Origin of the sequence: Streptomyces sp. UNOC14_S4 (genome assembly GCF_020740835.1) — a bacterium.
Classification (GTDB): Bacteria; Actinomycetota; Actinomycetes; order Streptomycetales; family Streptomycetaceae; genus Streptomyces.
In genome coordinates this window covers 1-9,431 of the sequence record NZ_JAINFC010000302.1, presented here as the reverse complement: position 1 = coordinate 9,431, position 9,431 = coordinate 1, and the positions used below count along the sequence as shown (strand labels likewise).

Sequence of the window (9,431 nt, the reverse complement as noted above, 5' to 3'; positions counted from 1 at the left end):
CCCGCACCCACAAGACGCAGGCGTCAGCGCGCCCGGCCGCAGCCGCGGAAGACGGTTCGCCCGTCGCGGTCGTAGCGGAACTCGCGGCACTCCACCGTCACGTTCGTCACCCGCATGTCGTGGCCCCGCTCGAGCTCGCCGCGGGGGTCGGTGGAACGCTCGTGCCGCGTGAGGCTGTCGAAGTGGACGGAGTAGGGGCCGTCACGGCCCTCCCGGTCGTCCTGGCGGCGGTCGTCGCGGCGATCCCGGTCGTCCCGGCGGCGGTCGTCCCGGCCCTCGACGCGGCACCAACGGCCCACGATCTCCGGCTCGGGCAAGCCGTCGATCGCGTTGCGGTCGCCTCTCTCGCAGTCGGCCCGGCCCGCCGCGCTCGCCGTCTCCGGAGTGAGGCCGACCACGCCCCCCGCGAGGACGGCCGCCATCCCCACGCCCGCGATCAGGTGCATGAATCCTCGTGCCATGAGTGCTCCTCCTGTACGGGTCGCCCGCACGGACGCGGACGGCTCGGCGCAGCCCCTCCTGGCAGCCCCGTGGCCGCTCCCGGGGGAGCGACCACCACCACTCATGGTTGTACAGGCATGACACCCTATGGGTCTAGATGGACCCATATTTCACGCAGTTCAGGGAAGTTCAGAAGCGCCGGGGAGTGACGATCGGGAAGCGGGGGTCGGGGAAGACGAGGTAGCCGAAGACGGTGTCCGCGGCGGCCTGGTCGTCGACCTGGATCGTGCCATTGACCACCTGTTCGTTGAAGTTCTGTGTGAAGCGGTGGCCCGCCAGGGCGAGTTCGTTCAGGGCCTCGCGGGTGAGGGTGATGGTGGCGGTGGGCTTGCCCGCGAGGAGGTCCCGGCCCTCGACGTAGATGAGCACGCCGTTGCGCAGGGTGGTCGTGCACTCCTGCACGCCCAGCTGCCAGCGCAGGACGATGGGCGTCGGCTGCTCCTCCGCCGCCTTCGGCCCGTTGACGCTCTTGGCCATGGCCTCGAAGAACTGCTCCAGGGTCATGCTCCGCACCAGGTCCGAGGCCCCGTGCGAGATGGCCTTCTGCGGGCCGGCGAGGACTTCCCAGGCACCGGTGAGGTAGAAGTTGCGCCACGTGCCGTTCTCGGCGCCGTAGCCGAGCTGGGTGAACGTCTGCGCCTGGAGCTGCTTGGCCTTCGCCAGCGTCTCCTCGGTGATGGCGAAGCATTTGTCACCGGAGGCGAAGATGACGTGGTTGAGCAGCTCGGCCGCCCACCGGTACTGCGGCGGGTCGGCCGCCAGCGCGTTCTCGGCCACGCGGACCACGGCCTCCGGGCCGCCGATCGCGGTCGTGTACTGCACGCCCGCCTCCACTGGCGGCAGGCTCCACAGATGGGCGGGGTTGCCGTCGAACCAGCCGATGTAGCGCTGGTAGACCGCCTTGAGGTTGTGGCTGAGGGAGCCGTAGTAGCCCTGGTCGTACCAGTGCTCGGCCAGCCCGCGCGGCAGCTTCCGGAGCTTCTCGGCGATCTCGACGCCGGTGTGGCCCGTGTCGATCAGGCGCAGCGCCTGGTCGTTGAGGAAGGCGTACATGTCGCGCTGGTTGGACAGGAACTCGATGATGTTGGTCCTGTCGTCCTCCTGGCGCCAGCGCGGCCAGTGGTGCGAGGCGAACTCGACGTCGATGTGCTCGGGGTCCGAGCCGAAGGTCTGGATGGCCTCGGTGAGGTACTTCGACCAGGCGTGCGGGTCGCGGACCTGGGCGCCGCGCAGGCTGAGGATGTTGTGCATGGTGTGGGTGGCGTTCTCCGCCATGCACAGGGCCCTGAGTTGCGGGAAGTAGAAGTTCATCTCCGCCGGGGCCTCGGTGCCGGGCGTGAGCTGGAAGATGACGTCGACACCGTCGATCTTCAGTGCGTACAGCCCCGGCCGCCACGGGATCACGTAGTCCTGGGACCACTTGTCCTCGTGCGTGGGCTGGATCAGCCGGCCGCCGATGTAGTCGGTCGGCGGGACGAGCGTGACCTCGCCCGTGGAGATCGTCAGGCCGAGACCGGCGCCGACCTGCCCATAGGGGCTCTTGTCGAGCCGGGCGGCGTACATGTACTCCGCGCGGCGCGCCATGGCCGGACCCGCGAGGACGTTCTCGCTGATCGCGTGCTCCTGGAAGCCGACCGGCGCGTAGACGCGCAGGCCCTCGGGCGCGTTGCCGCCGTTCTCGGCGAACAGGCCGCGGGAGCCGCCGAAGTGGTCGACGTGGCTGTGGGTGTAGATGAGGTGCTTGACAGGGGCGGTGTTCTCGGTGGCCTCACGGAAGAGCTCAAGGGCGGCCTGCGCGGTCTCGTACGAGGCGAGCGGGTCGATGACGATCAGGCCGCTGTCGCCGGTGATGATCGTCATGTTGGAGAGGTCGTAGCCGCGCACCTGGTAGATGGTGTGGCGGCCGTCGCCGCCGACGTGGAAGAGCCCGGCGACGGCTGTCAGCAGGCCCTGCCGCCACAGGCTCGGGTTGACCGAGGGGGGACAGTCGGCGAGTTCGCCGTCCTGCAGGAAGTCGTAGGCCGTGAAGTCCCAGACCACGGTGTCCTTGCTGCCCTTGGCCAGGATCGCGGAGCGCTTCGGCACGGCCATGAGCCCTCGGTTGGCGTCCTCGAAGTCCCCGGGTGTGGGCGGGATCGTGTTGATGACCTCCTGGTTGCGGGTCCGGACGAACGGGGACGGCTCGATGGGCTCGGTGGCACCGGGCATGCGCTGACTCCTTGAGGTCGTGCGGGCTTCCCGCGGGGGAGGGGCAGGGGGGTGTACGTGGCGCGAGGGTGACTCTCCGCCGATGCCCGATCAACGCTAGGCAGTCGCACTCGTGATCCACAAGGAAGCGATCGAGCCACCCCGGTCGTGGTCGAAGGGTGCTCCAACCGTGGCTCGAAAAGCGCCGGTTGAAAGGCTGGCGGCGGTTGGCCGAAATGCCACTCTCGACGGTAGGTGGTAGTGCCATTCAAAATATCGAGCGTGCTGGACTCCGCCCCTCCGATCGGCCTCCACAGGCCGGGGTGGTGGGTTCCCGGCGCTGCGCCACCGACAGCACAGGAGGTATGCCGTATGTGCGGAATAGTGGGCCGGGTGGATTTCGACCGCGACCTGAGGAGCGAGTGGGCGGATTTCCGGCGGGCGGTCGACACCATGGGATGCCGCGGCCCGGACGCCGAGGGGATGTGGCTGGAGCAGCATGTGGCCCTCGGGCACCGCAGGCTCGCCGTCATCGACCTCGTGGGCGGCGCCCAGCCGATGGTGGCGGAGGAGGACGGGCACGTCCTGGCAGCCCTCACCTACAGCGGCGAGGTCTACAACTTCCGCGAGCTGCGCACCGAGCTGGAGGGCCGCGGCCACCTCTTCCGTACGCGCAGCGACACCGAGGTCGTGCTGCGCGCCTATCTGGAGTGGGGCGCCGCGTGCGCCGAGCGGCTCAACGGCATGTACGCCTTCGCCGTCTGGGACGCCCGGAAGGAGGAACTCCTCCTCGTCCGCGACCGCTTGGGCGTCAAGCCGCTCTATTACGCCGAAACCCCCTCCGGCGTCCTCTTCGGTTCCGAGCCGAAGGCCATTCTGGAGAGCGGTCTCGTCGAACCCGTCGTCACGGTGGAGGGAATCGCCGAGGCGCTCAGCGTCGTCAAGACACCCACGCACGCGGTCTTCCGCGACATTCACGAGGTACGGCCCGGCCATATCGTGCGTGTACACCGAAATGGTGTTGCTCCGCAGCGCTATTGGGCCCTGGAGGCGCGCCCCCACACGGACGACCTCGCCACGACGATCGCCACCGTACGCGAACTCCTCACCGACACCGTCAAGCGGCAGCTCGTCTCCGACGTGCCGCTGTCCACCCTGCTCTCCGGCGGCCTCGACTCCAGCGCGGTCACCGGCCTCGCGGCGGCCCAGGGCCCCATCCGGTCCTACGACGTCGACTTCGCCGGCTACACCGAGAACTTCACGCCCAGCACGATGCGGTCCTCGTCCGACGCCCCCTACGTCGCCGATGTCGTACGGCACCTCGGCAACGACCACGTCAGCCTCGTCCTGGACACCGGGGACCTGATGGACACCGACGTACGGTCCGCCGTGCTGCGCGCCCGCGACCTGCCCCTGAGCGTCGGCGATCTCGACACCTCCCTCTACCTCCTCTTCCGCGCGGTGCGCGAGCGCTCCACGGTCGCCCTGTCCGGCGAGGCCGCGGACGAGCTCTTCGGCGGCTACCGCTGGTTCCACGACGAGGACGCCGTGCACGCCGGCACCTTCCCGTGGCTGGTCGTGATGGGCCCCAACGCGCGCGGCGAGGGCGGCCTCCTGGACCGGGCGTTCATGGAGAAGATCGACGTACCCGGCTACGTACGGCAGCGCTACGCCGAGGCCCTGGCGGAAGTGCCGCGCCTGGAGGGCGAGACGGGGCTGGAGCGCCGCATGCGCGAGATCGGGCATCTGCACCTCACGCGGATGGTGGCCTGGCTCCTCGACCGCAAGGACCGCATGAGCATGGCCAGCGGCCTGGAGGTGCGCGTGCCCTTCTGCGACCACCGCCTGGTCGAGTACGTCTTCAACACCCCCTGGTCGATGAAGACCTTCGACGGCCGCGAGAAGAGCCTCTTGCGCGCCGCGGCCTCCCACGTCCTGCCCCGCTCGGTCGTCGACCGCAAGAAGAGCCCGTACCCGGTGACGCAGGACCCCACCTACACGCAGGCGGTCCGCAAGGAACTCCGCGCACTCCTCGCCGACCCGGACGCCCCCATCGCCCCCTTCCTCGACCGCGACCGCGCCCTCGCGGAAGCCGGCCGCACGGACACCCTCACAGGAGAGTGGGACCGCTTCCCGGTCGAGTCGGTGCTCCAGTGGAACGCGTGGCTGAAGCGGTACGGGGTGCGGCTGGAGGTCTGACGGCGGTTCCGGGGTGATCCGTACGGGGTCACCCCGGACGGCCCCCGGACGGGTGAGTGCCGGTGGCGGCCCGGTGCCGGGGCGCGGAGGGTGGGGGGACGGACACGTGCGCCTTGGAGGCCTTCCCATGCCCGACGTCACCGAGCCCTACGCCCCCGGCACCCCCTGCTGGATCGACCTGACGGTGCCCGACCAGCAGGCCGCCCTCGACTTCTACCGTGATCTCTTCGGCTGGCAGGGGGAGGTCGGGCCGCCGGAGACCGGTGGGTACGCGGTGTGCACGCTGCGCGGCAAGCCGGTCGCCGGGATCATGAGCGCCCAGGGGCAGGAGGACCAGCCCACCCCGCCCACCGTGTGGACGACCTATATCGCCACTGCCAATGTGGACGACACCCAGGACAGGATCACCGCTGCGGGCGGTCAGGTGCTGATGCCCGGCATGGACGTGATGACGCTCGGCCGGATGGCCGTCGTCACCGGGCCCGACGGCGCGGTCTTCGGGCTGTGGCAGGCCATGGACTTCCCCGGCGCGGGCGTCGTCAACGAACCCGGCGCGCTGATCTGGAACGAGCTCGTCACCCGCGACATCAAGGCCTCCACCGACTTCCTCTCCACCACCCTCGGCATCACGGCGGAGCCCATGGAGGGCACGGACGGCGGCTACTACGCGCTCAACGTCGACGGCCGCCCCGTCGGCGGGATGCTGAGCCTCGACCAGCTCCCGCCGGACACGCCCCCGAACTGGCTGCCGTACTTCGCCGTGGACGACACCGACAGCACCGTCGACGCCCTCGTCCGCGCGAACGGCAACGTCCTCAAGCCGCCGTTCGACATGATGGCGGGCCGCATGGCCGTCGTGCAGGACCCGCAGGGCGGGATCTTCGCCGTCATCAAGACGAAGGAGCCGGAGCCCACTGCCTGAACGGGACTCGCGTCACGTCGTCGCGGCGACGGTGACCTTCTCGTCGTTCTTGAGCTGGCCGAAGAGCTGCTTGGCCTTCTCGGTGTCCCACTTGACCGCCACGCCGTCGCTCCGCGTGGGCAGGTTCGGGTTGGAGATGGGTACGGTCAGCTGCTGTCCGCCGCCGCCCGTGACGCCCTTCATCGCCCAGAACATCGACATCAGGTCCGTCAGCCCCATGTCCTTGTCGACGACCAGGGTGTCGAGCCCCGAGCCGATCACCGGGTAGAGCCGGAAGGGATTGAGGACCGTAGAGGGCGAAGCCGCCTGCTTGGCCAGCGTGTTCAGGAACTTCTGCTGGTTGCGCATGCGGCCCAGGTCCTGGTCGGCCTCCTGGTGGCGCTGGCGGACGAACGCGAGCGACTGGCGGCCGTCGAAGGTCTGGCAGCCCGCCTTGAAGTCCGCGCCCGAGTCCTTGTCCTTGACCGGCTTGTCCAGGCACATCTCCACCCCGCCGAGCGCGTCCACCAGATTGCGGAAGCCGCCGAAGCCGATCTCCGCGTAGTGGTCGATGCGCAGCCCGGTGTTGTACTCGATCGTCTGCGCCAGCAGCTCCGCGCCGCCGTCCGCGTACGCCTCGTTGAGCTTGTGTGTCGACGCCGGGAACTGCTTGCCCGTCGTCGGGCCGGTGAACGCCGGGATCGTCACGTACGAGTCGCGGGGCAGGCTCAGCATCGTCGTGCCGTTGTCGCCCGTGTGCAGGATCATCATCGAGTCGGTGCGCTTGCCGTCGGCCGAGCCGGTGTGCAGGTCCTTCTTCTCCTGATCCGACAGGCCCTCGCGGCTGTCGGAGCCGACGATCAGGTAGTTCGTGCCCTTGCCGCTCTCCGGCCGGTCCTTCACCTTGCTCAGGTCGACCTCGCGGCGCAGCTTGGAGTCCGCCCAGAAGTACGTGCTCACGGACACCGCCAGCAGCAGGGCGACGAACGCGACGAGGCCGATGGTGATCCTCTTCCGCCAGTTCGGGCGGCGCGTGCGGGGCGCCCGCCCGCCGGGGCCCTGGCCGTCGCCTCCTCCGCCCCGGCCTCCGCCGGTGCCGCTGCCGCCCGGACCGACCGGGGCGCCGCCGTGCCCGTAGACCTGCCCCGTGTTGTAACCGTCGTCACGCCGGGGCGGCGGGGGAGCGCCCGTACCGGCACCGTTCCGGCCACCGGTGCTCTGGCCGGGCACCGGCGGGTACGGACGCGGCGGGGCCTCGCGCCGGACGTGCGGCATGGCACGGGCACCCTCCGGGTCCGCGCCGGTGCTGCCCCGCCCGTAACGGGGGCTCTGGGGCTCTTCGGGCCAATCGCTCATGCCACCGAGTGTGCCCAGCGAGGCGGCCGACAGGCGGGCCGGAGCAGGATCGGGGCAGGGCTGTTGCAGAGCTGATGCACGCCGCCGCATGCCGCTGCACACCGCTGCCGCGCGGCCGGTCCGTGGCGGGGACCGTGGCCGGTTCTTTTCGGCGGCCCGGCATACAGTGGTGGACATGACCATCCAGGACCCGGCCCAGGAGCCGGAAATACCGGAGAAGCCGACGTCCGCATCGCGCACGACCCTCTCCCACATCATGACCGCGAACGACACCAATCTGCTCGGTACCGTCCACGGTGGCGTGATCATGAAGCTGGTGGACGACGTCGCGGGCGCGGTCGCCGGACGCCACTCCGGTGGTCCCGCGGTCACGGCCTCCATGGACGAGATGGCCTTCCTGGAGCCGGTCAAGGTTGGCGACCTGGTGCATGTGCAGGCCCAGTGCAACTGGACCGGCCGCAGCTCCATGGAGATCGGCGTGCGCGTGATGGCCGAACGCTGGAACGAGTCCCGGCCCGCGGTGCAGGTGGGCAGCGCGTACCTGGTCTTCGCGGCGGTGGACGGGGAGGGGAAGCCGCGGCTCGTGCCGCGAGTGGTTCCGGAGACGGAGAAGGACCGGCGGCGGCATCAGGAGGCGCAGATCCGCCGTACGCATCGCTTGGCACGCCGCCGAGCGATCAAGGAACTGCGGGAGTCCCGCGTGGCGGAGGGCTTGACCGACTGAGGCGCGCCCCGTCAGGGGCGCGGGGAACTGCGCGACCAGCCCCCACTGGACCCGCAGCCGCGCGCCGAGCGCAAGAGGCACCCCGGTGGGCGCGGGGGCCCGGGGGCGGAGCCCCTGGAAAAACTCGCCGACCACAGCAGCCCGGCCCCGCCCCCCCGCCGGGGGGCTACCGGCACACGACGCGGTCACCCGTGACCGCGTCGGACGCGGCCAGGACCGGGTCCTGGACGCGGACGCGGTGGACGGTCGTGAAGTCCGTGCCGACCGTGACCTTCATCAGGGGGCCCTGGCCCTGGACGGGGTGGAGGTAGGCGAGGGGGAGGGCTGCGGCCAGGGTGCGGACGGAGCGGTCCCAGCGCGGGTCGTAGTGGATCACGGTGCGCGGCTGCGGCGCCGGATAGTGCGCGTCCGCCGGCAGGCCCGTCGTGCTGAAGCCCGCCGCCCGCAGGGCCTGGTCCGTGGTGCGGGCGAGCCCGTAGCGGTCGGTGCCGTTGAAGACCTGGACCCGCACCTGCGCGGGCGCCACCTCGACCGGGGTCGGGGCTTGTGACCGTGCCGCGTACGCGGACGCCGTGCCGCGGGCCGTGGTCAGCGGGCGGTCCTCGCGCAGGGCCTGGAAGATCCTGGCGGCGGCCGCCTCGTTCCACCTCACCGTCGAGCCGACGTTCGGCACGACGTAGTTCACGGAGGACACCGGCACCGAGACGAACTCGGTGGTGGCGGGCGTCAGGTTCTTCACGGCCCGCCCCAGGGCGATCAGCTCGCCGCTGCCGAAGCCGGGATCGGCCCGCATCGAGTCCAGCAGCGTGGTGGCGACCTTCTGGAACTTCACCGGGTTCAGCAGCACCCCGCTGCCGCCCGCTCCGTGCAGCAGGGCCGCGAGGAAGCGCTGCTGCCGCTGCATCCGCCCGAGGTCGGAGACCTGGTCCAGGTGGCGGGCGCGCACGTACTGCAGGGCCTGGCCGCCGTTGAGCGTGCTGGCGCCCACCGGCAGGTCGAGGCCGCTGGAGGAGTCGTGGAGCGGGCGGTCCGTGCAGACCCGCACGCCGCCCAGCAGATCGACGGTCCGCATGAAACCGGCGAAGTCGACCTCCAGGTAGTGATCGACGTGCACTCCGGTCAGGCGCTCCACGGACCGGACGGACAGGCTCGGCCCGCCCTCGGCGTAGGCCGCGTTCAGCTTCTGGACGTGCGCGGGGTGCGGGCGCCCGGCCGCGTCCCGCCGGGCGGGGAGCACGGTGTAGGTGTCGCGCGGCAGGCTGACCACGGTGGCCCGGTCGCGGGCGGCGGACAGGTGCACCAGCATCACCGTGTCCGTGCAGTGACAGGGCGCGCCGCCCAGGCGCCAGCGCCTGCGCTCGTCCTCCGTGATCGTGTCGCGCCTGTCGGTGCCGACGAGGAGGAGGTTCGTGCCCTGGCCCACGCGCGGCGGCCGGTGGGAGAGCCCCCCGAAGGCGTCGATCCGGTCGATGCGCGCGTCGATCCCGCGCATGACCGCGTGCCCCACGCCACCGGCGCCCAGGACCGCCAGCGCGGTGCCGAGGGCGACGCGGCGTCCCCAGC

The 9,431-nt window shown here is 70.9% G+C and carries 7 protein-coding genes; 3 read left to right on the top strand and 4 right to left on the bottom strand.

The features are described from left to right. Positions 1–23: 23 nt before the first annotated feature. Together K6I34_RS24135 and K6I34_RS24130 are read right to left on the bottom strand one after the other, a co-directional pair. Positions 24–461, bottom strand: coding sequence for a hypothetical protein (locus tag K6I34_RS24135; protein WP_229328435.1), 438 nt, complete (start codon positions 459–461; stop codon positions 24–26). A 169-nt stretch (positions 462–630) separates the two neighbouring features. Continuing rightward, a complete protein-coding gene (locus K6I34_RS24130) occupies positions 631–2,709 on the bottom strand; it encodes an alkyl/aryl-sulfatase (RefSeq protein ID WP_229328434.1) in 2,079 nt (692 codons plus the stop codon). A gap of 351 nt (positions 2,710–3,060) precedes the next feature. On the opposite strand from K6I34_RS24130, the gene asnB reads away from it, so the two are divergent. Then, a complete protein-coding gene (asnB, locus tag K6I34_RS24125; RefSeq protein ID WP_229328433.1) occupies positions 3,061–4,887 on the top strand; it encodes an asparagine synthase (glutamine-hydrolyzing) in 1,827 nt (608 codons plus the stop codon). Positions 4,888–5,014: 127 nt separating this feature from the next. Beyond that, complete coding sequence (locus K6I34_RS24120) at positions 5,015–5,809, top strand: VOC family protein (RefSeq protein WP_229328432.1); 795 nt, start codon at positions 5,015–5,017, stop codon at positions 5,807–5,809. A gap of 12 nt (positions 5,810–5,821) precedes the next feature. On the opposite strand, the gene K6I34_RS24115 is transcribed toward K6I34_RS24120, so the two are convergent. Beyond that, positions 5,822–7,144: an LCP family protein gene (locus K6I34_RS24115; RefSeq protein ID WP_229328431.1), complete on the bottom strand. Its 1,323-nt coding sequence runs from the start codon at positions 7,142–7,144 to the stop codon at positions 5,822–5,824. A 175-nt stretch (positions 7,145–7,319) separates the two neighbouring features. Between K6I34_RS24115 and K6I34_RS24110 the strand changes: the two genes are divergently transcribed. Continuing rightward, positions 7,320–7,868: an acyl-CoA thioesterase gene (locus tag K6I34_RS24110; protein ID WP_229328430.1), complete on the top strand. Its 549-nt coding sequence runs from the start codon at positions 7,320–7,322 to the stop codon at positions 7,866–7,868. Positions 7,869–8,034: 166 nt separating this feature from the next. On the opposite strand, the gene K6I34_RS24105 is transcribed toward K6I34_RS24110, so the two are convergent. Then, positions 8,035–9,431 (bottom strand): LCP family protein (locus K6I34_RS24105; RefSeq protein ID WP_229328429.1); only part of this gene is annotated, 1,397 nt, incomplete at its 5' end.